General features: G+C 61.0%; 19 protein-coding genes. 13 read left to right on the top strand and 6 right to left on the bottom strand.

The features are described 5' to 3' along the window. Positions 1-87 precede the first annotated feature (87 nt). Positions 88-2,217: a DNA helicase RecQ gene (recQ, locus tag BT199_RS01060; protein WP_072433689.1), complete on the top strand. Its 2,130-nt coding sequence runs from the start codon at positions 88-90 to the stop codon at positions 2,215-2,217. 121 nt (positions 2,218-2,338) lie between these two features. After that, positions 2,339-2,773: a MarR family transcriptional regulator gene (locus BT199_RS01065; RefSeq protein ID WP_003193007.1), complete on the top strand. Its 435-nt coding sequence runs from the start codon at positions 2,339-2,341 to the stop codon at positions 2,771-2,773. A gap of 120 nt (positions 2,774-2,893) precedes the next feature. On the opposite strand, the gene BT199_RS01070 is transcribed toward BT199_RS01065, so the two are convergent. Next, positions 2,894-5,083, bottom strand: coding sequence for a patatin-like phospholipase family protein (locus BT199_RS01070; RefSeq protein ID WP_019818412.1), 2,190 nt, complete (start codon positions 5,081-5,083; stop codon positions 2,894-2,896). 83 nt (positions 5,084-5,166) lie between these two features. Between BT199_RS01070 and BT199_RS01075 the strand changes: the two genes are divergently transcribed. Beyond that, positions 5,167-5,454 carry an Rdx family protein gene (locus BT199_RS01075; protein ID WP_014719371.1) on the top strand — a complete coding sequence of 96 codons (288 nt, stop codon included), beginning with the start codon at positions 5,167-5,169 and terminating at the stop codon, positions 5,452-5,454. Positions 5,455-5,456: 2 nt separating this feature from the next. Here BT199_RS01075 and BT199_RS01080 read toward each other — a convergent pair whose 3' ends face one another. Both BT199_RS01080 and BT199_RS01085 read right to left on the bottom strand, forming a co-directional pair. Next, on the bottom strand, positions 5,457-6,338 hold the full coding sequence (locus BT199_RS01080; protein ID WP_019818408.1) for a DMT family transporter: 882 nt from the start codon (positions 6,336-6,338) through the stop codon (positions 5,457-5,459). Positions 6,339-6,438: 100 nt separating this feature from the next. Continuing rightward, positions 6,439-7,188: an AraC family transcriptional regulator gene (locus BT199_RS01085; protein WP_014719369.1), complete on the bottom strand. Its 750-nt coding sequence runs from the start codon at positions 7,186-7,188 to the stop codon at positions 6,439-6,441. Between the two features lie 137 nt (positions 7,189-7,325). Here BT199_RS01085 and BT199_RS01090 point away from each other — a divergent pair, with 137 nt between their 5' ends. Next, positions 7,326-8,135 carry a UDP-2,3-diacylglucosamine diphosphatase gene (locus BT199_RS01090; RefSeq protein WP_014719368.1) on the top strand — a complete coding sequence of 270 codons (810 nt, stop codon included), beginning with the start codon at positions 7,326-7,328 and terminating at the stop codon, positions 8,133-8,135. Between the two features lie 176 nt (positions 8,136-8,311). Here BT199_RS01090 and BT199_RS01095 read toward each other — a convergent pair whose 3' ends face one another. From BT199_RS01095 to phhA, 3 genes are all read right to left on the bottom strand, one after another. Further along, positions 8,312-9,505: an amino acid aminotransferase gene (locus tag BT199_RS01095; protein WP_072433690.1), complete on the bottom strand. Its 1,194-nt coding sequence runs from the start codon at positions 9,503-9,505 to the stop codon at positions 8,312-8,314. Then, entirely contained in the window at positions 9,505-9,861 is a 357-nt protein-coding gene (locus BT199_RS01100) for a 4a-hydroxytetrahydrobiopterin dehydratase (RefSeq protein ID WP_003192995.1), read from the bottom strand. The genes BT199_RS01095 and BT199_RS01100 overlap by 1 nt, the downstream gene beginning before the upstream one ends. A 98-nt stretch (positions 9,862-9,959) precedes the next feature. After that, positions 9,960-10,751: a phenylalanine 4-monooxygenase gene (gene phhA / locus BT199_RS01105; protein ID WP_014719366.1), complete on the bottom strand. Its 792-nt coding sequence runs from the start codon at positions 10,749-10,751 to the stop codon at positions 9,960-9,962. Between the two features lie 257 nt (positions 10,752-11,008). Between phhA and BT199_RS01110 the strand changes: the two genes are divergently transcribed. From BT199_RS01110 to BT199_RS01150, 9 genes are all read left to right on the top strand, one after another. Next, the gene (locus BT199_RS01110) at positions 11,009-12,571 is read left to right on the top strand and encodes a sigma-54-dependent transcriptional regulator (RefSeq protein WP_072433691.1); all 1,563 of its coding nucleotides are present in this window, start codon (positions 11,009-11,011) and stop codon (positions 12,569-12,571) included. 327 nt (positions 12,572-12,898) lie between these two features. Next, positions 12,899-13,639, top strand: coding sequence for a flagellar basal body rod protein FlgF (locus tag BT199_RS01115; protein ID WP_003192988.1), 741 nt, complete (start codon positions 12,899-12,901; stop codon positions 13,637-13,639). 62 nt (positions 13,640-13,701) lie between these two features. Continuing rightward, the gene (gene flgG, locus BT199_RS01120) at positions 13,702-14,487 is read left to right on the top strand and encodes a flagellar basal-body rod protein FlgG (protein WP_003192986.1); all 786 of its coding nucleotides are present in this window, start codon (positions 13,702-13,704) and stop codon (positions 14,485-14,487) included. A gap of 52 nt (positions 14,488-14,539) precedes the next feature. Next, positions 14,540-15,235 carry a flagellar basal body L-ring protein FlgH gene (gene flgH, locus BT199_RS01125; protein WP_014719364.1) on the top strand — a complete coding sequence of 232 codons (696 nt, stop codon included), beginning with the start codon at positions 14,540-14,542 and terminating at the stop codon, positions 15,233-15,235. Positions 15,236-15,241: 6 nt separating this feature from the next. After that, positions 15,242-16,351, top strand: a complete 1,110-nt coding sequence (locus tag BT199_RS01130; RefSeq protein WP_161981170.1) for a flagellar basal body P-ring protein FlgI — start codon at positions 15,242-15,244, stop codon at positions 16,349-16,351. A gap of 4 nt (positions 16,352-16,355) precedes the next feature. Further along, a complete protein-coding gene (gene flgJ / locus BT199_RS01135) occupies positions 16,356-17,615 on the top strand; it encodes a flagellar assembly peptidoglycan hydrolase FlgJ (RefSeq protein ID WP_072433692.1) in 1,260 nt (419 codons plus the stop codon). A 10-nt stretch (positions 17,616-17,625) separates the two neighbouring features. Continuing rightward, entirely contained in the window at positions 17,626-19,671 is a 2,046-nt protein-coding gene (flgK, locus tag BT199_RS01140) for a flagellar hook-associated protein FlgK (protein WP_014719361.1), read from the top strand. A gap of 14 nt (positions 19,672-19,685) precedes the next feature. Continuing rightward, positions 19,686-21,296, top strand: coding sequence for a flagellar hook-associated protein 3 (locus BT199_RS01145; protein WP_072433693.1), 1,611 nt, complete (start codon positions 19,686-19,688; stop codon positions 21,294-21,296). A 276-nt stretch (positions 21,297-21,572) separates the two neighbouring features. Further along, complete coding sequence (locus BT199_RS01150) at positions 21,573-22,502, top strand: ketoacyl-ACP synthase III (RefSeq protein ID WP_014719359.1); 930 nt, start codon at positions 21,573-21,575, stop codon at positions 22,500-22,502. Positions 22,503-22,734 lie beyond the last annotated feature (232 nt).

A 22,734-nucleotide genomic window follows, 5' to 3' on the forward strand; every position in this document is an offset into this window, starting at 1 on the left:
AACTTCGCTTACGGATTATTTTTCGTGAACGGGGATTTTTTCGGCCAGCCTGTATAGAGGGATTTCGGCACCATTTTGGAGTTTTACATGCTCGAGCAGGCTCAACGCGTCCTCAAGGACATCTTCGGCTACGACAGTTTTCGTGGCCGCCAGGGTGCGATCATTGAGCGCGTGGCCAGTGGCGGCGATGCCCTGGTACTGATGCCTACCGGTGGCGGCAAGTCGCTGTGCTTCCAGGTGCCGGCGCTGTTGCGCAATGGCCTGGCCGTGGTGGTGTCGCCGCTGATTGCGTTGATGGACGATCAGGTCGCCACCCTTGAAGAACTCGGTGTCGCCGCCGCGTCGTTGAACTCCACCCTCAGCGCCGAGCAGCAGCGCGACCTGGCCGCACGCATCAAGCGTGGCGAGGTGAAAATGCTCTACCTGGCGCCGGAGCGCCTGGTGCAGCCACGCATGCTGGCTTTTTTGCAGAGCCTGGAAATCGCCCTGTTCGCCATTGACGAAGCCCACTGTGTGTCGCAATGGGGTCACGATTTCCGTCGCGAATACCTGCAGCTTGGCCAATTGGCCGAACTGTTTCCCGATGTGCCGCGTATCGCGCTGACCGCCACCGCCGACAAGCGGACCCGCGAAGAGATCGTAGAGCGCCTGCATTTGCAGAACGCCGAGCGCTTCCTGTCGAGTTTTGACCGGCCCAATATTTTCTACCGCATCGTGCCCAAGGAGCAGCCACGTAAGCAGTTGCTGGCGTTCCTGTCCGAGCGGCGCAGTGACGCGGGCATCGTGTACTGCCTGTCGCGCAAGAAAGTCGACGAGGTCGCGGCGTTCCTCTGTGAACAAGGCTACCCGGCACTGCCTTACCATGCCGGCCTGCCCAATGAAACGCGATCAGCGCACCAGAAACGCTTCCTGAACGAGGAAGGCCTGATCATGGTGGCAACCATCGCCTTTGGCATGGGCATCGACAAATCCAACGTGCGTTTCGTGGCGCACATGGACCTGCCCAAGTCCCTTGAGGCCTATTACCAGGAAACCGGGCGTGCCGGCCGCGATGGCCTGCCGGCGGATGCCTGGATGGTCTACGGACTGCAAGACGTGGTGATGCTCAAGCAGATGCTGCAGAACTCCGAGGGCGACGAGCGCCACAAACGCCTGGAACAGCACAAGCTCGATGCCATGCTCTCGTTGTGCGAAGAGACCCGCTGCCGCCGCCAGACCCTGCTGGCGTATTTCGACGAAGACATGCCTGAACCCTGCGGCCACTGCGATAACTGCATCGACGGCGTACAAACCTGGGACGCCACCGAGCCGGCGCGCCAGGCGTTGTCGACGATCTATCGCACCGGCCAGCGTTATGGTGTGGGCCATCTGGTGGACGTACTGCTGGGCAAGGACAATGAAAAAATCCGCAGCTTCGGCCACGAGAAACTCTCGGTGTACGGTGTCGGCAAAGCTCGCGCCGAAGGTGAGTGGCGTTCGCTGTTTCGCCAGATGGTTGCCCGTGGGCTGGTCGACATCGATATCGAAGGCTACGGCGGGCTGCGCCTGAATGACAGTTGCCGGCCCTTGCTCAAGGGCGAAGTGAGCCTGGAACTGCGCCGTGACCTCAAGCCGCAGACCACCGCCAAAAGCAGCAGTTCTAGCCAGGCCAGCCAACTGGTGCGGGGTGAAGAACGCGAACAGTGGGAAGCCTTGCGCACCCTGCGGCGCAAACTGGCGCAGGAGCACAGCGTGCCACCCTACGTTATCTTTCCCGACTCCACCTTGCTGGAGATGCTCCGCGAGCAGCCCACCACCATGGCCGAGATGGCCCGGGTCAGCGGTGTGGGCGCGCGTAAACTGGAACGCTACGGCCAGGCCTTCCTGGAAGTGCTCGGCGGCCAGGCCGAAGCGCCGAAGGAAATCGCCGATATTCGCCACGAACTGATCAGCCTGGCCCGCGCCGGCATGACCCCGATCCAGATCGCCGGCCAGCTGCAATGCTCGGAAAAAAACGTATACACCTTGCTCGCCGAAGCCATCGGCAAGCAGCAATTGTCCCTGGAGCAGGCCCTTGATTTGCCTGAAGATTTGCTCGGTGAAATCCAGGACGCTTTTCTCGATGGAGAAGGCGAATTGCCAGCTGTCACGGAGATTGCGCCGTTATTTACCGGGCGTGTTCCGGAAGGCGTTTTGTACTGCGTGCGTGCTGCTTTGCAGTCGGAATTCGAAATTTAGTGTGCCAATTACGACAATGTAACGAATCAGTACATAGCGGGCCTTGCCTACTGACAGGGCTCATGCTTAGCTGACTAATAATTAGCCATACTTTATTTTCAGTCTTAAACATGAGTTTTTTATGCCGTTAACCGATCAACACCGTTTTGGCATGCAGTTGGCGCAAATGTCCCGAGGTTGGCGCGCCGAACTGGATCGCCGGCTGGCGGGGCTGGGCTTGTCCCAGGCGCGCTGGCTGGTGCTGCTGCACCTGGCCCGTTTTGTCGAAGCACCCACCCAGCGTGAATTGGCCCAGAGTGTCGGCGTAGAAGGGCCCACCCTGGCCCGTCTGCTCGATAGCCTGGAAGGCCAGGGCCTGGTGCAACGCCAAGCCGTGGTGGAAGACCGCCGCGCCAAACGTATTCTGCTGTGCGATACCGCCCAACCGCTGATCGACCAGATCGAAACCATCGCCACGGCGTTGCGCCATGAGTTGTTCGTGGGCGTGAATGAGGAAGACCTGCGGGTGTGCATGCGGGTGCATGAGCACATCCTGGCGAACCTGGAAAAGTCCTGATCTAAATAATGTGGGAGCAGGCTTGCCTGCGATGACGGACATTCAGTCACAGGATTAGCTGGCTGACGCACCGCTATCGCAGGCAAGCCAGCTCCCACATTGGGTTTAGTGTTCGGCTTCTTAGAACGTCTGGCCCAGGTTCAAGTACACCGCCTTCTGATTATCATCATTGAACCCATAGCTGAAATTCAGCGGCCCCAAGGGTGTATCAAACCCCAGGAAAATACTCGCCGCGTTGATATAGCCGCTATCGAACTCGTTATCGTTGTTCCACGCCCGACCCCGTTCCAGGGATGCACCCAGGTACAACGGGAAGTCCAGTGGCAGGTAAGAGCGCGGGGTGAGCCTGCGGTAGTACACCGCGCGCATCAGGCTGATGTTCTGCCCCGAAATCGCATCCTGGCGGAAGCCTGATAATTGCCGTGCGCCTCCTAGCAGGAAGCTGGAAATCACCACATCCGAATCGTCCAGGGTGCGCCCATAGCGGCCGCCCAGTATCAGGGTGTCCGGGCCGTGGCTCATGGCCTTGTCCAGCTTGAATTCCCACTGGCGGTAGCGCTGGTCCGAGCCCAGGCCAGGTTCGAACTCGCGAAAGGCCAGGCCGATGTCTTCGCCGCTGTGGGGGAAGTACACGTTGTCCAGGGAGTCGAAGGAATATTTGAGTTCATAGAAGCCTTCGCTGAAGCTCACGCTTGGCAGATCGCGGTCGCCAATGCGCACGTCCGCCTTGCCCCAGGCTTCGCCCACGCCAAAGCGGATCTCGCCGCTGTTGCCGATCTGCCGGCCCACGTTCAAACCGAAGCCATAGCGTTCCAGGCGGTATTCGGAGATGGGGTCGTTATCCAGGATCAGCTCGACGTTCTGCGCCTCGGCCCTGATGTAGGGGGCCACAAAGTAGCGTGAGCCGGTGTCCATGGGTTGGTAGAACTCGCTGTAGAGCTCCTGCCGATCACCGATCTGCACCCGTGTGAGCCATTCCGCGCCGAGGCGGTTGATGCCGTTCACGCGGTAACTGGCGCCGAGGTTGAAGGCGCTGTCGCCGCGCATGTCGTCCGAGAGGTTCAAGCCCAGGCGCAGGTAGTCGGTGCCGCTGCGCTTGCCGCGTGCGCTGATCACCAGGGTGTTGTCCTGGCCTTTTTTTACCACGCGGTATTGCACCTGCTCGAAGTAATCGAGGCCGTACAGGGTGCCCATATCTGATTGCAGGCGGCCCAGGTTCAACGGTTCTCCCAGCCCCTGGCGAATGTAATAGCGGATAACGTCATCACTGACCTTGGAGTCGTTCTCCACCTGGATTGCGGTGATTACCGGGGTGCGTTCGCCCGGTGTGCGGGCGGCTATCAGGTCGGCGTCGATGGGTTCGGCAGGGCGCAGGTGTGCCAGGCGTACGTCGAGGGCACGGGTGGCGCGGTAGCCGGCATCGATCATGTCCTTGGCGCGGCCAAAGTCGGTGACGCCATAAGCGGCCAGCGGCGGTTGGATCAACACGTCCTTGGGGTTCAGGGCCTTGAGTTGTTCCTCGGAGTTACGCCGGGTCATCAGGGTGATGGACTGGTTGAGCACGTCCACCACGGTGGCCAGTTGTTTGCGCGAGCGCAGCGGGGTGCCGATGTCGACCACGATAGCAATATCGACGCCCATCTCCCGCGCCACATCCAACGGGATGTTGTCGGTCATACCGCCGTCCACCAGCAGGCGGCCATTCAGCTCCACCGGGGCGAACACCGCGGGAATCGACATGCTGGCGCGTATCACCTGGGGCAGGTGGCCTTTGCTGAAGACTACTTTTTCGCCGGTGGTGATGTCGGTGGCCACGGCGCGGAATGGGATCGGCAGCTTGTCGAAGTTACGCGTGTTGCTGCTGTGGGCGAACATGCTTTCCAGCAGCAACGCCAGGTTCTGGCCCTGGATCACGCCCAGCGGCAGGCCGAGGCTGCCATCGTCGCGGAAACTGAGTTTTTGTTTGACCAGGAAATCCCGGTCGTCCTGTTTGCGCCGAAACGGTACATCTTCACGCGGTGGCGCGTCGGACAGGGCCTGCTGCCAGTCGATCCCCAGCGCCAACTTCTCCAGCTCGTCAATTTTGTAGCCCGACGCATACAACCCGCCAATCACCGCGCCCATACTGGTGCCGGCAATCGCATCGATATGAATACCTTGCTCTTCAAGCGCCTTGAGCACGCCGATATGCGCCAGGCCACGGGCGGCGCCGCCGGACAGCACCAGGCCGATTTTCGGGCGGGGGGCTTCTACCGCGTCGGCAAGTAGGGGGACAAGGCACAGGAACAGGCAAGACAGCAGGCGGCGCATCATCAATCTCGTGGCTGGGCGACAAAGGCCGCTATTATAGCCACCCGATTCGCTGAGCCTGTTACGCCAGGAGCCGCTTAATGATGTCTGCATGCAAACCCGAGATCGTGATCACCTATTGCACCCAGTGCCAGTGGTTGCTGCGCGCCGCGTGGCTGGCCCAGGAGCTACTCAGCACCTTTGCCGATGACTTGGGGCGCGTGGCACTGGAACCAGCCACCGGCGGGGCCTTTCGCATTACCTGCGATGGCGTGCAGATTTGGGAGCGCAAGGCCGATGGCGGTTTTCCCGAGGCCAAGGTGCTCAAGCAGCGAGTGCGCGACCAGATCGACCCGCAGCGCGACCTCGGGCATAACGACCGTACCGTCTGAAGTCAGGCCGGCGCCGGTTGCTTGGCCTGGCTGGCGCTGCCCATCAGGCCGGAGAGCACGATGGCGACGATGATCAAGGCGCCGCCCAGCAGCATGCGCAGGGTCGGGGTTTCGGCAAACAACAGCCAGGCCACGGTGATGCCGTAGACCGGTTCCATCGCAAACACCACCGACGCGGTGCGCGCCTTGATCACCGCAAGGCTGGCGACAAACAGGCTGTGGGCCAGGCCGGTACAAAACACCCCCAGCAGCCCGATCCACAGCCAATCTATCCCTCGCACATCCGCCAACCCCGGCGCGGCCACGGGCAGCAGGAGCGCGGCGACCACGACGTTCTGGCAAAGCGCGGCCTGTACCGCAGGAATGCGCCCTGAACTGGCGCGATTGTTCAGCGACAACAACGAGAACAACAGGCCCGAAGCGATGCCCCACAGCAGCCCGCCCGTGGCCTCGCTGGCGAGATTGAAATCCGGGGTCACAAGCACCAGGCCAACGGTGACCAGCACCACCAGCAGCACTTCATTGGCGCGAATGCGCTCGCGGAAAATCAGCCCCTCAAGGATTACGGTAAAGGCCGGAAATGCGGTGAACCCCAGGGTCGCCACGGCCACACCCGCGACTTTGACAGCGATAAAGAACGTCACCCAATGGGCGGCCAGCACGACGCCGCTGACCAGCAGGCGACGCCAGTCACGCATCTCCAGTTTTTTCCAGGGAGCGTTGCTGGCAAAGCGGGCGAATACCGCCAGGGCCAGCACGGCAAACGCGGCCCGGCCGAATACGATGATGGCAGGGGAGGCCGCCGCCAGCTTGCCGAATACGCCGGTGAGGCCAAACATCAGTGCGCCGATATGCAGGGCGCCAAGGGCTGAGCGGGGAGTCATTGCGATCCTTGATCCAACAGGGGGTGACAGCCTCGCAGTCTAGAGGGTTGGAGGATGGGCGTCTGTCGCGGGCCGGGTGATTTTTAGCGCAAGACTCTTGCTAGCCCGCCCGACGCAACGCCCCGGGCGAGGCGCCAAAGGCCCGTAGCATGGCCGCGCAAAATGCACTTTGCGAGGCGTAGCCGACGCGCTCGGCAATCTCGCCGATGGGCAGGGAGGTTTCGCGTAAAAGCCTGAGCGCCATATGCAAGCGACGACTGCGTAGATAGTCCATCGGCGTTTGCCCGCACTCAGCCATAAACCGTGCATGCAGGCGCGGCACGGACAAATCGGCAATCCGCGCCAGGTCGGCCACCTGGAGCGGACGCGCCGCATGGCGCTCGATATGGCTATTGAACGCGGCATAAGGCAGACGCCGGCCAGGCAGCGGTTGACCCTGAGGGTGGTTGAGGCTGGCCAGTAACAACACGGCGCCTTGCTGGACGATCAGTGGGTCGTGCACCGGGCTCTGTGCCAGCCACTGCACCAACTGGTGTTGCCGGGCATCCAACGCGAGGCGCGCGGGTTGGTCGAGCAAGCGGCGGCTGGCGTCGGCATGTTCGCCCAAGGATTGCACCACCCAGTGCTCAGTCGGTACATCCAGCACCAGGCAGCGGCTGCCATCGCGGCTGATGCAGGCATGATGGGTGGAGAAGGGCAGCACCATCACGCTGCTTTCGCGCACCTGGCTGCCACGGCCATCGACTTCCAGGTCCAGGTGCCCGGACAGGCCGAACACCAACTGCGCATGGTCATGGCTGTGGGCAATGGGCGCTTCGAGGTAGTGGCGTAGCGTGAGGGTTGGGCTCATCGCGGTCTCCAGGGCGGCAAGCTGTCAGTCTACAACGCTTGGCGGGCCGCGGGCGCTGTCATCAGACTGACGCACGCTTGTCATGGGCTATTAATCGCCAAGGCGCAAGCTCGCCAAAACAGCGTCGAGGGATGCCCATGACCCGTGCCGAGTTCACCAAGCCCAGCCGCAAGCAACGGGTGCGAACCCTGTGGATTTCCGACGTGCACCTGGGCACTCGGGATTGCCAGGCCGAACACCTGTCGCACTTTCTCAAGGGCTACCACGCCGACAAGGTCTACCTGGTCGGTGACATCATCGACGGTTGGAAACTGCGCGGCGGCATGTATTGGCCTCAAGCCCATACCAACGTAATTCGGCGCCTGCTGACCATGGCCAAGCGTGGCACCGAGGTCATCTATGTCACCGGCAACCATGACGAGTTCCTGCGCCGCTATTCCAAGCTGATCCTGGGCAATATCCAATTGGTCGATGAGGCTGTACACGTCACCGCCGATGGCCGCCACTTGCTGGTGATTCATGGCGACCAGTTTGATGTGATCACGCGCTATCACCGCTGGCTCGCCTTCCTCGGCGACTCGGCCTACGAATTCACCCTGACGCTGAACCGCTGGCTGAACCACTGGCGTGCGCGGTATGGCTACGGTTATTGGTCGCTGTCGGCGTACCTGAAACACAAGGTCAAGACGGCAGTGAGTTTTATCAGCGATTTCGAAGAGGCGATTGCCCACGAGGTGACCAAGCGTGAATTGCACGGGGTGGTGTGCGGGCATATTCACCATGCCGAGATTCGCAAGGTGGGCGAGGTGGATTACCTCAACTGCGGGGATTGGGTGGAGTCGTGCACGGCCTTGATCGAGCACTGGGATGGGCATATCGAGTTGTATCGGTTGGCGGATGCGCAGGCCAAAGAGGCACTGCTAAAGGCCGAAATGGTCGCTGGCTGAAGCCCTGCGTGCTTATAAAAGTGGGCGCTGGCTAGGTATCGCACACGGATTCAGCGTCCGGCATCAATCCCCTGTGTGAGCGGGCTTGCCCGCGATGGCGGTGGGCCAGGCAATTAATCTGCAACTGAACCACCCCCATCGCAGGCAAGCCAGCTCCCACACGTAATCCTGTTGCTTCAGTTGGAAACGTCGGCGATGGCTTGAGCCAGCAACGTCAAGCGCGTTGCATCAACACCGGCCACGTTAGCCCGCCCCGAACTGACCATATACACACTGTGCTTTTCGCGCAGTTGCTTGACCTGCTCGGCACTCAAGCCGGTATAGGAAAACATCCCACGCTGCGTGCCGATATGTGCGAATTTCTCGGCCAGGCCATGGGGCGCAAGCGCTTCCACCAATCCTTCGCGCAGATGGGCGATCCGCGAACGCATGGCCTCGACTTCCTCGCTCCACTGCTTTTTCAGCTGTGCATCACCGAGGATGGTCGCCACCACGGCGGCGCCATGATCCGGCGGTGTCGACCACAGGTTGCGAGCGATATTCGCCAGTTGGCTGCGTACATCGGTGAGCTTTTCGGCATCCGCCGCACAGACGATCAATGCACCCACGCGGTCGCGATACAGGCCGAAGTTCTTCGAGCAGGAGCTGGTGATCAGCACTTCCGGCAGCTCGGCGGCAAACAGGCGCACCGCCCAGGCATCCTGTTCCAGGCCATCGCCAAAGCCCTGGTAGGCGAAGTCGATCAGCGGCAGCAACTGGCGTTCACGCACGATCTGCAAGACCTGGCGCCAGTCATCCTGGGACAGGTCAAAGCCGGTCGGGTTATGGCAGCACGCGTGCAGCAATACCACGTCGCCCTTGGGCACGCTGGACAGGGTTGCCAGCATCGCCGTCACATCCAGGCGGTTGTCGCTGCCCACGTAAGGGTAATGACTGACCTTGAGCCCGGCTTTGGCAAAAATGGTTTCGTGGATCGGCCAGGTCGGGTTGCTCAGCCACACGCCACGGCCCGGCAGGCTGTGAGCGATAAAGTCGGCACTCAAGCGCAGGGCGCCGGTGCCGCCTGGGGTTTGCGTGGCGCCAGCGCGGCGGTCACGCAGCAAGGCCGAGTCGGCGCCGAGCACCAGTTGGCTGATCAGGCTGCCGAAGGCTGCATCGCCATGCCCACCGATATAGGTCTTGGTCACTTGGGTGTCGACCAGGCGCTGTTCCGCCAGCTTCACCGAGTGGGGAATCGGCGTCAGGCCTTGCTCGTCCTTATAGACACCTACGCCCAGGTCGAACTTGTTCGGGTTGGCGTCCTGGGTATACAGGTCCATCAACCCGAGGATCGGGTCGCCGGGCACGCGGTCGATGGCATCGAAATGCATTACTTGCGACCCTCGGCAGTCTTGGCCACTTCGTCGGTGCGCGCGGCCATGATGAAGTCGTTGCGGTGCAGGCCCTTGATGGAGTGGCTCCACCAGGTCACGGTGACTTTGCCCCACTCGGTGAGCAGGCCAGGGTGATGGCCTTCGGCTTCGGAAATTTCACCCATGGCGTTGGTGAAAGCCAGGGCGAATTTGAAGTTCTTGAACAGGAAAACCTTTTCCAACTGCATCACCCCATCGCGCACTTCGATGTTCCAGTCAGGGATCTGCTTGATCAGCACCGGCAGTTCTTCATCGCTGACTTGCGGGGCATCGGCGCGGCAGGCTTCGCAGTGGGCTTGGTTCAAGGTGGTCATGGAAGGTGTCCTGAATTCGAATGATTGAAGGTCAGTGGCGTTACCCTAAAGCAACGCGGGGCCAGGGAACAGACTCACCTGGCCTTAAAACGTGAGGTTCACGCGGCTTTGGGTTTGGGCGGAAATTTCGGTGCGTGCAGACCCAACTGCATGCCGCGCTCGACCATGCCCATGATGTCTTCCTGCGCCACGTCGAACAGGCGCTTGAGCTCGGGCAAGACGAAGTACAGCGGTTGCAGGATGTCGATGCGATAGGGGGTGCGCATCGCTTCCAGCGGGTCGAAGGCCTGGTGCTCGGGCTCGTCCGACAGGCAATACACACTTTCTTTAGGCGACGACAAAATGCCGCCACCGTAGATACGCCGGCCCTGAGGCGTGTCCACCAGGCCGAATTCGATGGTCATCCAGTACAGGCGCGCCAGGTACACCCGTTGCTCCTTGGTGGCCGCCAGGCCGAGCTTGCCGTAGGTGTGGGTGAATTCAGCGAACCAGGGGTTGGTCAGCAGCGGGCAGTGGCCAAAGATCTCGTGAAAAATATCCGGCTCTTGCAGGTAGTCCAGTTCTTCACGGGTGCGGATAAAGGTCGCCACCGGAAACTGCTTGCTGGCCAGCAATTCAAAGAAGGTCTGGAAGGGAATCAGCGCCGGCACGCGGGCGACTTGCCAGCCGGTGGTGTCGGCCAGCACCTTGTTGATCTCGCCCAGTTGGGGGATGCGGTCCAGGGGCAGGCCGAGCTTGTCGATGCCGTCCAGGTATTCCTGGCAGGCGCGGCCCTCAATCACCTTCAACTGACGAGTGATCAGGGTATTCCACACCGCGTGTTCTTCTGGCGGGTAGTGGATAAAACCTTGCGCATCGGGCTCGCGGGCCACGTACTGCGTCTGCTTCATACGGCTCTCCTGCTAGGCATTCGTTCTTGTTATGTCCTGGGATGCCTCTATTGATAACCGGATAGGCGCAGGATTCCATCAGCCTTTAGCGAATGCATGTAGGAAAAATTACCGATATTCGTAAAGAATTCGTTACGATAGGCTCGTTTCTCGCAGCTATGGGCTGGGAATAGCTGCCGTGCTGTCACATAATCTTGACGACTATCTGCGCCTGGCAACAAAAAGACGCGGCGCCTACTCCTTTTTCGAGTTTTTCCATGCGTATCAAAGTGCACTGCCAGAACCGCATCGGCATCCTGCGGGACATCCTCAACCTGCTGGTGGAGTACGGCGTCAACGTCGCCAAGGGCGAAGTCGGCGGTGAGCATGGCAATGCCATCTACCTGTTCTGCCCCAACCTGGTGAACATGCAATTCCAAGCGTTGCGCCCGCAGTTCGAGGCGATTGCCGGGGTGTTCGGGGTCAAGCGGGTAGGGCTGATGCCCAGCGAGCGGCGGCATATGGAACTCAATGCGTTGCTCGGTGCCCTGGAGTTCCCGGTGCTGTCCATTGATATGGGCGGCTCCATTGTGGCCGCCAACCGGGCGGCGGCGCAGTTGCTTGGCGTGCGGGTAGATGAAGTGCCGGGGATTCCCCTGTCGCGTTATGCCGAGGATTTTGACTTGCCGGAACTGGTGCGCGCCAGCAAGTCGCGAATCAATGGCCTGCGGGTCAAGGTCAAGGGCGACGTATTTCTGGCGGATATCGCGCCGCTGCAATCCTCCGAGCACGACGACAGCGAAGCCATGGCCGGCGCCGTGCTCACCCTGCACCGTGCCGACCGTGTCGGTGAGCGTATCTATAACGTGCGCAAGCAAGAGCTGCGCGGTTTCGACAGCATCTTCCAAAGCTCCAAGGTCATGGCCGCGGTGGTGCGTGAAGCGCGGCGCATGGCGCCGCTGGATGCGCCGCTATTAATAGAAGGCGAAACCGGCACCGGCAAGGAGCTGTTGGCCCGGGCCTGCCACTTGGCCAGCCCGCGGGGGCAGTCGCCGTTGATGGCGCTCAACTGCGCGGGGTTGCCCGAGTCGATGGCCGAGACTGAACTGTTTGGCTATGGCCCCGGCGCATTTGAAGGGGCGCGGGCGGAAGGTAAATTGGGCCTGCTTGAGCTGACGGCGGGCGGTACCTTGTTTCTGGATGGCGTGGGAGAAATGAGCGCGCGCTTGCAGGTCAAGCTGCTGCGCTTTTTGCAGGATGGTTGTTTTCGCCGGGTGGGCAGTGATGAAGAGGTGTACCTGGACGTGCGGGTGATCTGCGCGACCCAGATGGACTTGTCGGAACTCTGCGCCCGGGGGGAGTTTCGTCAGGATCTTTATCACCGGCTGAATGTGCTGTCGTTGCATATCCCGCCGTTGCGCGAATGCCTGGATGGCCTCGCGCCGTTGGTCGAGCACTTTCTCGACCAGGCCAGTCGGCAGATCGGTTGCCCACTGCCCAGGCTGGCCCCTGCGGCCATGGACAAACTCAGCCACTACCACTGGCCAGGCAACGTGCGGCAACTGGAAAACGTGCTGTTCCAGGCGGTGTCGTTGTGCGAAGGCGGCACGGTCAAGGTTGAGCATATTCGCTTGCCCGATTACGGCGTGCGTCAGCCGCTGGGTGATTTTTCCCTGGAGGGGAGCCTGGAGGATATCGTCGGGCGCTTTGAGAAGGCGGTGTTGGAAAGCCTGTACGCCGAACACCCGAGCAGCCGCCAGTTAGGCAAGCGCCTGGGAGTTTCCCACACCACCATTGCCAACAAGCTGCGTGATTACGAAGTGCTCAAGGCCGATAAATAGTTCGCTGATTCAACGCGGCCAAAAATGTGGGAGCGGGCTTGCTCGCGAATGCGGTGGCTCAGTCACTGATATGTTGAATGACCTGCCGTATTCGCGAGCAAGCCCGCTCCCACATTTGGGCTCTGTCGTTTTCCAGGCCGGTGTTTGCCGCAGGCGGCAGTAGTCCGCCGTTTTTTCGACTGTTTCTTCCCGCGCTATTTCAGCTACCTCTACGAAACCCCCGCCGCGCTTGGACTTTGGTCTCTTTTGAAAAGTTGGTTCGCAAATTGCTTAAGCCTCCTCAGTACAGCGGTGGGCGGCAAGCGTCCGTCAGAAAGAGGATAGAGCGTGGACAAGTACCTTTATGTGGCAATGACCGGCGCCAGCCAGAATGCACTGGCGCAGAAGGCCCATGCCAACAATCTGGCGAACATTTCCACCAACGGTTTCCAGCGCGACCTGGAACAGGCGCGTTCGATGCCGGTGTTCGGTGACAGCTTTCCGGCGCGGGCGTTTGCCATGACCGAACGTCCGGCTACCGACTTTTCACCGGGCGCGATGATCGAAACCGGCCGCGACCTCGACGTGGCCGTCAGCGGCGACGGCTGGATGGCGGTGCAAACCCCCGATGGCGGCGAAGCCTACGTGCGCAGCGCCAGCATGAACGTGGATGCCTTGGGCGTGCTGCGGGCCGGCAACGGTATGCCGATCATGGGCAACGGTGGCCCGATTGCCGTGCCGCCCCAGCAGAAAATCGAAGTGGGTTCGGACGGCACCATCAGCATCCGTGCCATGGGCGAAGGTCCGCGGGTGATGGCGGAAGTGGACCGTATCAAGATGGTCCAGCCTGACCTCAAGAACATGACCAAGGGCCTGGACGGCACCATCCACACCAAGGATGGCCAACCGGCCCAGGCCGACGCGAATGTGCGGCTGACCTCGGGTTTCCTGCAGGCGAGCAACGTCAATGCCGTGGAAGAAATGACCGCGGTGCTGGCGCTGGCCAAGCAGTTCGAGCTGCATATCAAGATGATGAACAGCGCTAAAGAAGACGACCAGGCCATGACGCGCGTCATGCAGATGAGCTGATCCAAGCCCATTAACTAATTTGCAACGCAGCGCCAACCATCCGGCGCACGAAGGAGAACAGCATGCTTCCGGCTCTATGGGTTGCCAAGACAGGCCTGTCCGCCCAGGACACCAACCTGACGACCATTTCCAACAACCTGGCAAACGTGTCGACCACGGGCTTCAAACGTGACCGCGCCGAGTTCCAGGACTTGCTCTATCAGATCAAGAAGCAACCGGGCGCCCAGTCGACCCAGGACAGCGAACTGCCGTCGGGCCTGCAACTGGGTACCGGTGTGCAGATCGTCGGCACCCAGAAAAATTTCAGCGCCGGTAACCTGCAGCAAACCGGCCAGCCCCTGGACATGGCGATCAATGGTCGCGGCTTTTTCCAGGTGCTGCAACCGGATGGCACCACTTCTTACACCCGTGACGGCACCTTCCACCTGGACTCCAACGGCCAGATCGTGACCGCCAACGGTTTCGCCCTGGAGCCTGCTGTCGTGGTGCCGCCCGACGCCAAGACCTTCACCGTCGGCAACGACGGCACCGTGTCCATCACCGTTGCTGGCAACCCGGCCTCCCAAGTGATCGGCAACCTGCAAACCGCCGACTTCATCAACCCGGCCGGCCTGCAGGCGATGGGCAACAACCTGTTCCTGGAAACCGCCTCCAGTGGCGCGCCGCAAATCGGCACCCCTGGCTTGAACGGCTTCGGCACCACGCTGCAAAGCACCCTGGAAACCTCCAACGTCAGCACCGTTGAGGAGATGGTCAACATGATCACCACCCAGCGCGCCTACGAGATGAACTCCAAGGTGATTTCCACCGCCGACCAGATGCTTTCGTTCGTTACGCAAAATCTGTAATCAGTCTATGGGGCGCCCTTGAGGGTGCCTGCAACACCGTGAGGTTAGGGTCATGAATCGCTATGTTTGTGTGTTGGCATTGAGTGGGATCGCCGTGCTTGCGGGCTGTGTCGCCCCCACGCCAAAGCCCAATGACCCGTACTACGCGCCGGTGTTGCCACGCACACCGCTGCCGGCGGCGGCCAACAATGGCTCGATCTACCAGGCTGGTTTCGAGCAGAACCTGTACAGCGACCGCAAGGCGTTCCGGGTCGGTGACATCATCACCATTACCCTGAATGAGAAGACCCAGGCCAGCAAGAACGCCAACTCGCAGATCGGCAAGAACAGCAAGACCAGCATCGGCCTGACCTCGCTGTTCGGCGGCGGCCTGAACACCAACAACCCGCTGGGCAGTGGTGACCTGAGCCTGGACGCCGGCTACAGCGGCGACCGTGCCACCAACGGCAAGAGCGCGGCAGGGCAGGGCAACAGCCTGACCGGTTCGATCACCGTGACCGTCGCCGACGTATTGCCCAACGGCATCATTGCCGTGCGTGGTGAGAAGTGGATGACCCTCAACACCGGCGACGAGTTGGTGCGCATCGCCGGCATGGTCCGCGCCGATGACATCTCCACCGACAACACCGTGCCGTCGACGCGCATTGCCGATGCACGCATTACCTACTCGGGCACCGGTTCGTTTGCCGATGCGAGCCAGCCGGGCTGGTTCGACCGCTTCTTCCTCAGCCCGCTGTTCCCTTTCTAGGTGGCCATTTTGAAGTTCAAACAGCTGATGGCGATGACGCTTTTGCTGGCCTTGAGCGCTGTGGCCCATGCCGAGCGCCTGAAGGACATCGCCAGTATTTCCGGCGTGCGCTCCAACCAGTTGATCGGCTATGGCCTGGTCGTGGGGCTCAACGGCACGGGTGACCAGACCACCCAGACGCCGTTCACCCTGCAAACCTTCAACAACATGCTCTCGCAGTTCGGCATCAAAGTGCCGCCAGGCTCGGGCAACGTGCAGTTGAAGAACGTCGCAGCGGTGTCGATCAGCGCCGATCTGCCCGCGTTTGCCAAGCCGGGGCAGGTGGTGGACATCACCGTGTCGTCCATGGGTAACTCCAAGAGCCTGCGCGGTGGCACCTTGCTGATGACGCCGCTCAAAGGTATCGACGGCAACGTCTACGCCATTGCCCAGGGCAACCTGGTGGTCGGCGGTTTTGACGCCGAAGGCCGCGACGGCTCGAAGATCACCGTCAACGTGCCGTCGGCCGGGCGTATCCCCGGTGGCGCCACGGTTGAACGCACCGTGCCGAGTGGTTTCAACCAGGGCAACAGCCTGACCCTGAACCTCAACCGCTCCGACTTCACCACCGCCAAGCGCGTGGTCGACAAGATCAATGACATGCTCGGCCCTGGCGTGGCCCAGGCCATCGACGGCGGCTCGGTTCGCGTCACTGCGCCTCTGGACCCAAGCCAGCGCGTGGACTACCTGTCGATCCTGGAAAACCTTGAAGTGGACCCAGGCCAGGCCGTAGCGAAAGTCATCATCAACTCGCGCACCGGCACCATCGTGATCGGCCAGAACGTCAAGGTCTCGCCAGCGGCGGTAACCCACGGCAGCCTGACGGTGACCATCACCGAAGACCCGATCGTCAGCCAGCCTGGGCCGTTGTCCGGTGGCCAGACGGCCGTGGTCCCGCGCTCGCGCGTCAATGCCCAGCAAGAAGCCAAGCCGATGTTCAAGTTCGGCCCCGGCACCACCCTGGACGAGATTGTCCGTGCGGTGAACCAGGTGGGCGCTGCGCCCGGCGACTTGATGGCGATCCTCGAAGCTTTGAAGCAGGCCGGCGCGTTGCAAGCCGACCTGATCGTGATCTGAGGCCATGGCCATGGATATGCGCAAGAGCGGTATCAGCAGCACGGCGGACTCGGGGTCTTACTCCGACCTGAACCGGCTTAACCAGCTCAAGGTCGGCGACGACAAAAACAGTGAAGGCAACCTGCGCAAAGTGGCGCAGGAATTCGAGTCGCTGTTTTTGAACGAGATGCTCAAGTCCATGCGTTCGGCCACCGAGGCCCTGGGCAAGGACAACCCGCTGAACACCCCGGCCGCCAAGCAATACCAGGAAATGTACGACCAGCAATTGGCGGTGTCGATGTCCCGCGAAGGCGGTGGTATCGGCCTGGCCGATGTGCTGATGCGCCAGATGCAGAAGAACAAGCCGGTGGAGGCCCAGGCCGCGACCTTGCAAGGCCCGGCGGCGGATGCGTCGGCGAAGAAAGTCGATGTGCCGACCGAGATTGCCGCCGGTACCCAGGCTGAAGGCCCGTTGGGCCGCTCCAATGGCCAGCGGCCTTTGTGGGCGTATCGCGTGGCCGTGCCTGAGGGCGCCAGCACCCATGCCAACGACATGGAACTGATGAACCAGCGCCGTATCGCCTTGCCCAGCAGGCTGGCCGACCGCCTGCTGGCCGGCATCGTGCCGAACGCTCCGGTCGAAGCCAAAGCCGCGCCCCTGCGTAACAGCGCTGCCGACGACACGGTCATCAACAGCAGCGCGCGTAGCTTTGCCGTGCCGAGCGGGCGCATGCAGGTGTATGGCCGCGCCATTGCGCAGCCACCGCTGGCGCCGGCCAAGAAAGCCTTCAGCTCCCAGGATGAATTCGTCGCCACTATGCTGCCGATGGCCAAGGCCGCCGCCGCACGTATCGGTATCGACCCCAAATATCTCGTGGCCCAGGCCGCGCTGGAAACCGGCTGGGGCAAATCGGTGATGCGCGCCGAGGACGGCAGTAGCAGCCACAACCTGTTCGGCATCAAGGCTGGCCAGAGCTGGCAGGGCGGTCAGGCCCGGGCGATCACCAGCGAGTTTCGCGATGGTGCGATGGTCAAGGAAACGGCGCAGTTCCGTTCCTACAGCTCGTATCAGGACAGCTTCCACGACCTCGTGACTTTGCTGCAAAGCCATGATCGCTATAAAGAAGTTGTGAAATCAGCCGACAACCCGGAACAGTTTGTACGCGAGTTGCAAAAAGCCGGTTATGCAACCGACCCGGATTACGCCAGCAAGATTTCGCAGATCGCAAAAAACATGAACAGTTACCAGAACTACGCTGCCGCTGGCGCAACCACACATTTATAAGGTCTGAACCATGAGTTTGCTCAGTATCGGGATGTCAGGGCTCAATGCCGCTCAAGGATCGTTGTCGGTCTTGAGTAATAACATCGCCAACGTGAATACCCCAGGGTACTCGCGTCAGCAGACCACGCAAAATACCAACGCATCAAACCCGTTCGGCGGCGTGTACATCGGCAGCGGCACCACCCTGGCCGATGTGCGCCGGGTGTACAACGAGTACCTGGACACCGCTTACCAGAACAGCACGGCGCTCAATAACGACGCCAAGGCGTACCTGGACCAGGTGGGGGCCGTCGACAAAGTGCTGTCGGACAAAACCACCGGTCTGTCCTCAGTGCTCAGTTCGTTCTTCGCCACCCTGCAAACCGCCGCGTCCAACCCCAGCGACCTGTCGGCCCGCCAATTGCTGGTGACCAACGCCCAGACCCTGAGCAGCCGTTTCAACTCGATCTCCACGCAGTTGACCCAGCAGAAAGAGACCATCAACAACCAACTGAGCAGCATGACTGATCAGGTCAACCAATTGACCGCCTCGATTGCCTCGCTTAACCAGCAGATCTCCCAGGCCCAGGGCAGCTCCAATAGCGCCCCAGCCAACCTGCTGGACTCGCGTAACGAGGCAGTACGCTCGCTCAATGAGTTGATCGGTGTCACGGCCACCGAGAAAAACGGCCAGTTCAGCGTGACCACCGGCAGCGGCCAGTCCCTGGTAGAGGGTGGGATCTCCAACAAGATTTCCGCGGCACCAAGCAAAACCGATAACAGCCAGTACACCATCCAGTTGGACATGAACGGCACCAGCCTGGACCTGGGCTCGGTGATCAGCGGCGGCAGCATCGGTGGCCTGTTGCGCTATCGCAGCGATGCCTTGATGCCGGCCATCAATGAGCTGGGGCGTATCGCCATTGCCACCGCGGATACGCTCAACAGCCAGCTGGGCCAGGGCCTGGACCTCAATGGTGACTTTGGCGTTTCGCTGTTCAAAGACATCAACAGCGCGGCCGCCATTGCCTCGCGCAGCCAGGGTGCCTCGGGCAACAGCGCCGGCGCGGGCAACCTGAACGTGACGATCAAGGACAGCAGTCAGTTGTCCACGTTTGACTACACCGTGACCTTCAGCGACAAGACCGATCCTAACAAAATCACGGTGTTGCGCTCGGACGGCAAGGCCATGGGCACCTTTGACATGAGCGCTACACCGCCGCCGACCCTGGATGGTTTCACCCTGGCGCTGGACGGCAAGGGCACCATGGCGTTTGGTGACAGCTTCAAGGTCAGCCCCACCGCCACGGGCGCCAGCGGTATTGGCGTGGCGCTCACCGATGCGAACAAACTGGCGTTTGCCGGCCCGTTGGCAGGTACCAGCAGCAAGACCAACAGTGGCACGGGCACCTTTACCCAGCCGGCCTTGACAGTGCCTTTGGATATCCATGGCGGCACTGACACTGCCCAGTTGCGCGCCGGTATTGAAAACTCGATGCCGGTGAAGATGGTGTTCGGCAAGCCTGCCGCCGACGGTACGCAGTCCTATACCATCAGCGATTCCAAGGGCAACCCGATTAGCACCGGCTCGATCATCCCGGGGCAGGGCAACAAGATCACCGTGGACGTGCCAATGCGCGACGCCAGCGGTGCCGCCATTCCCGGCAAGAGCTTCAAGTTCGACACCACCGTCAACGGCTCCCCGGCAGACGGCGACAGCACCACCTTCGCCTTCAACAGTGGCGGCAAATCCGACGGTCGCAACGCCCAGGAACTGCTGAACCTGCAAACCAAGGCCACCGTCGGTATGGGCGAGGGCAACGCGGGCACCAGCCTGGTGGGTGCCAACAGTAAGCTGGTCTCGACCGTGGGTGCCAAGGCCAGCCAGGCCGGGGTCGACACCGCCGCCACTGGTGCGTTGCTCAGCGCCAACAAGGAAGCACGCAACTCGGTATCCGGGGTCAACCTGGATGATGAAGCGGGCGACATGATCAAGTTCCAGCAGTACTACACCGCGTCGTCGCAGATCATCAAGGCTGCGCAGGAAACCTTCACCACACTGATGAATGCTCTTTAAGGGAGGCTGGGACGATGCGTATTTCTACACAGCAGTATTTCGAGACCAGCTCTGCCAAGTACCAGAGCAACTATTCCAGCGTGGTCAAGGCCCAGGACCAGGCCAGCTCCGGCGTGCGCGTGCAAACCGCCGCAGATGATCCGGTGGCGGCGGCGCGGTTGTTGATGCTGCAGCAGCAGAAAGACATGCTGGCGCAGTTCAATGGCAACATCGACACCCTGAAAAACTCGCTGACCACCCAGGACGGCGTGCTGGAAAATATCAATATCGCGATTCAACGGGCCAGTGAGTTGGCGCTCAAGGCGGGTAACGTCGGCATCAGCGACGCTGACCGCAAGTCGACGGCCGCCGAGATTGGCGCCATTGAAGACCAGATCCTGGGCCTGCTCAATACCAAGGACGCCAGCGGCAATTACTTGTTCTCCGGCAGCAAGACCGATACGCCGCCCTACGCCCGCAACAATGACGGCACCTACAGTTACCAGGGCGATGACACGCCGTTGAGCCTGCAGATCGCAGAGAACCTGTCGGTTGCCATGGGCAATACCGCCAAGAGCATGCTTGAAAGCTCGGCGAATACGGGCCGTACGCAAACCGCGCCGATCCTCGTGCCGCCAGCGGTCGACGATGGCAAGGTCACCGTATCTGCCGGGCTGATCGCGGCCAACAGCAGCTATAACAGCAGCTTTTCCGATGGTCAGCCGTATAAGCTGACCTTCACCAGCAGCACCCAATACGTGGTCACGGACAATGCTGGCAAGGACATCACTTCGGAGATTCCAGGCAACGGCACTTTCGATGCCACCAAGGAAGGCGGCTCGACTATCAACCTGCGCGGGGTCAAGTTCGACATTGGCTTGAACCTGGGCAAAGACGCACTGGGCAAAGACATACTGCCAGGCGCGCCGTCGGACGCCATCGTCAAGGATCGCGAGTTCAGCCTGTCGGTCAAGCCGGACACCTTCAGCGTTTCGCGCACCCCGAGCAATCCGTCCACCGCGCAACTGAGCGGCGGCACGGTGAGCGATCCGGCGGCGTACGCCAGCACCTTTCCCAACTCGGGCGTGATCGTGAAGTTCGGTGCCGCCGGCGCCTATGACCTGTATGCCCAGCCGTATAGCGCAGACAGCAAATCCATCGCCAGTGGCACCCTGGCGGCCGGCGCCACCACCCTCACGGCGGCAGGGGTGACCTTTGATGTCACCACCGCACCGGCACCGGCAGCCGGCGACCAGTTTGCGATCAGTGCCACCAGCAACAAGAACGAGAACGTCCTCGACACCCTGAGCCATCTGCGCAAAATTCTGGAAACGCCGTCAGACGGCAACCCAGCGGCGCAGAAGGAGCTCAAGGACGTGGTGGCCAAGTCCATTGGCAACCTGACCAATGCCTACGGCCAGATCGACCAGGCGCGTGGCTCCCTGGGCGCGCGCCTCAATGGCCTGGACATTCAGTCCAAGGAAAACGTCAGCCTGGACCTGGCCAATACCACCACCATGAATGCCCTGGGCAATGTCGACTTCGCCGAAGCCGCCATCAACCTGAGCTTGCAACAAACCATGTTGCAGGCCTCGCAGTTGGCCTTCGTGAAAATCTCGCAGTTGAGCCTGTTCAACAAGATGTAAACGGCGTTCAGTCAAGCGGCCCGCTCTGGAAACAGGGCGGGCCGTTGTCGTTTCGGGGGCTTAATTGTTGAAACGTTTTGCATAAACCACGCAAAATTGAGTGACCTGTGAGTCATAAAGCGCATCTTCACTGTATCGTGTGAAAAGGATAAGTCGTCACAGGGCCTTCATCGGGCGGCTTTCAGCGGGATTTTTATGGGGTTATCCCCTTTATTGTCAGCACTTCCGGCATAGCCCGAGGGGTGTTCTCCAGCTATTTAGTATTGGGAAGCCACAATGATTGGCATAAAAAGCATCGCCAGTTACGTGCCGGCGGACGGGATCGATAACTACGCCCAGGGTGCCAAGTTCGCCAAGGATGAAGAGTTCATCATCGGCAAGATCGGCTCGGCGTTCCTGCCGCGCAAGGAAGCGGCACAGGAAACCTCGGATCTGTGTGTCGAGGCGGTCAACGCCTTGTTTGCCAACAACCCGCAATTGAAGCGCGAATCCATCGACGCGCTGATCGTCGTCACCCAGAACGGCGATGAAGAGGGCCTGCCTCACACCGCCGCCATCGTGCAGGACAAACTGGGCCTGCCAACTCACGTGGCCGCCTTCGACATTTCCCTGGGCTGCTCCGGCTACGTCTACGGCATCTACGCGATGAAAGGCTTCATGGAAGCCGCGGGCCTGAAAAACGGCCTGCTGATCACCGCCGACCCGTATTCCAAGATTGTCGACCCGGAAGACCGCAACACCACCATGCTGTTCGGCGATGCCGCCACCGCCACCTGGATGGGCGAGGACGCGCCATGGCTGCTGGGCAAATCCAAGTTCGGCACCGACGGTTCCGGCGCACCGCACCTGAAGGTCAGCGACGGCGTGTTCTTCATGAACGGCCGCCAGGTGTTTAACTTCGCCTTGCTCAAGGTGCCTGCGCACTTGCACGAGCTGCTCAAAGAGTCGGACCTCAAGGCCGATGACATCGATGCGTTCTGCATCCACCAGGGCAGCGCGGCCATCGTCGACGCCGTGGCGCGCCGTTTTGAAGAAGCGCCGGTGGACAAGTTCATCAAGGACATGGTCGAGACCGGCAACACCGTGTCGTCGAGCATCCCGCTGCTGCTGGAAAAGCACGTGATGGACGCCACTTGGAAGCGCGTGGCAATCAGCGGCTTTGGCGTGGGCCTGTCGTGGGGCTCGGCGATTCTCTATCGTCCGTGATGCATTAGCCGCTGCACAAAAAACGCCGATGATCGAATGATCATCGGCGTTTTTTTATTGGCGCCAGAAAAGCCAATGAAACCGGGCTTCTGCGCCTGCATAAGCCCTTGAAATACAAGGGCTGGCACAGGGCTACTAAAAAAAATCAAAAAAATCCTCAAGCAACCGGCTACCACGACGATAACTATTACGTAGGTTCTCTAGGCCACACCCGGCGGTCGCCAGGGCCGGA

It is taken from the genome of Pseudomonas sp. NFR02 (assembly GCF_900119375.1).
GTDB classification, from domain to species: domain Bacteria; phylum Pseudomonadota; class Gammaproteobacteria; order Pseudomonadales; family Pseudomonadaceae; genus Aquipseudomonas; species Aquipseudomonas paracarnis.

Excerpts from the sequence above, each read along its gene's own strand:
- BT199_RS01110 (WP_072433691.1), top strand. The coding sequence starts at position 11,009 with ATGCGTATCAAAGTGCACTGCCAGAACCGCATCGGCATCCTGCGGGAC.
- flgH (WP_014719364.1), top strand. The coding sequence starts at position 14,540 with ATGAATCGCTATGTTTGTGTGTTGGCATTGAGTGGGATCGCCGTGCTT.
- BT199_RS01095 (WP_072433690.1), bottom strand. The coding sequence starts at position 9,505 with ATGCATTTCGATGCCATCGACCGCGTGCCCGGCGACCCGATCCTCGGG.
- flgG (WP_003192986.1), top strand. The coding sequence starts at position 13,702 with ATGCTTCCGGCTCTATGGGTTGCCAAGACAGGCCTGTCCGCCCAGGAC.
- flgJ (WP_072433692.1), top strand. The coding sequence starts at position 16,356 with ATGGCCATGGATATGCGCAAGAGCGGTATCAGCAGCACGGCGGACTCG.
- flgK (WP_014719361.1), top strand. The coding sequence starts at position 17,626 with ATGAGTTTGCTCAGTATCGGGATGTCAGGGCTCAATGCCGCTCAAGGA.
- BT199_RS01080 (WP_019818408.1), bottom strand. The coding sequence starts at position 6,338 with ATGACTCCCCGCTCAGCCCTTGGCGCCCTGCATATCGGCGCACTGATG.
- BT199_RS01145 (WP_072433693.1), top strand. The coding sequence starts at position 19,686 with ATGCGTATTTCTACACAGCAGTATTTCGAGACCAGCTCTGCCAAGTAC.
- phhA (WP_014719366.1), bottom strand. The coding sequence starts at position 10,751 with ATGAAGCAGACGCAGTACGTGGCCCGCGAGCCCGATGCGCAAGGTTTT.
- BT199_RS01075 (WP_014719371.1), top strand. The coding sequence starts at position 5,167 with ATGTCTGCATGCAAACCCGAGATCGTGATCACCTATTGCACCCAGTGC.
- BT199_RS01090 (WP_014719368.1), top strand. The coding sequence starts at position 7,326 with ATGACCCGTGCCGAGTTCACCAAGCCCAGCCGCAAGCAACGGGTGCGA.
- BT199_RS01070 (WP_019818412.1), bottom strand. The coding sequence starts at position 5,083 with ATGCGCCGCCTGCTGTCTTGCCTGTTCCTGTGCCTTGTCCCCCTACTT.
- recQ (WP_072433689.1), top strand. The coding sequence starts at position 88 with ATGCTCGAGCAGGCTCAACGCGTCCTCAAGGACATCTTCGGCTACGAC.
- BT199_RS01085 (WP_014719369.1), bottom strand. The coding sequence starts at position 7,188 with ATGAGCCCAACCCTCACGCTACGCCACTACCTCGAAGCGCCCATTGCC.
- BT199_RS01150 (WP_014719359.1), top strand. The coding sequence starts at position 21,573 with ATGATTGGCATAAAAAGCATCGCCAGTTACGTGCCGGCGGACGGGATC.
- BT199_RS01065 (WP_003193007.1), top strand. The coding sequence starts at position 2,339 with ATGCCGTTAACCGATCAACACCGTTTTGGCATGCAGTTGGCGCAAATG.
- BT199_RS01100 (WP_003192995.1), bottom strand. The coding sequence starts at position 9,861 with ATGACCACCTTGAACCAAGCCCACTGCGAAGCCTGCCGCGCCGATGCC.